A 356-nucleotide genomic window follows, 5' to 3' on the forward strand; every position below is an offset into this window, starting at 1 on the left:
AACGACGTCCCCGTATTGGTGACGCAGGCTGCCAGATTATCCAGGCCCAAGTCGATAGCCAGGACACGGTCTGGCGAGGTTTTCGCCGGTTCTGGGTCTTGTAAGTAACAATACTGAATCTTGAAATACCGTCCGCCATACATAGGACAGATGCGGACTTCCTGAATCGTCTTATCCTTCAGTCTGTCGGGAACAGGAATCCGAATCCGATGGCCGTTACGGCTTTTCGCATATTCCCGGCTCATCGGCACCGTCAGAACGCCATTCTTAATGTTAATGGCGTTCGTCGACAAGACGAGATGGAACCATCCCCCTTTTTCACGATAGTGCGGCAGGCGGACATCTTTCGACTGATA

Annotated in this window: 1 pseudogene; it reads right to left on the reverse strand. The window is 52.0% G+C overall.

Annotated elements, in window-relative coordinates:
- A pseudogene (locus tag ACE418_RS13490) lies at window positions 1-356 on the reverse strand (RNA-guided endonuclease TnpB family protein); the annotation flags it as partial.

The organism is Megasphaera jansseni (assembly GCF_047974155.1).
Taxonomy (GTDB): domain Bacteria; phylum Bacillota; class Negativicutes; order Veillonellales; family Megasphaeraceae; genus Megasphaera.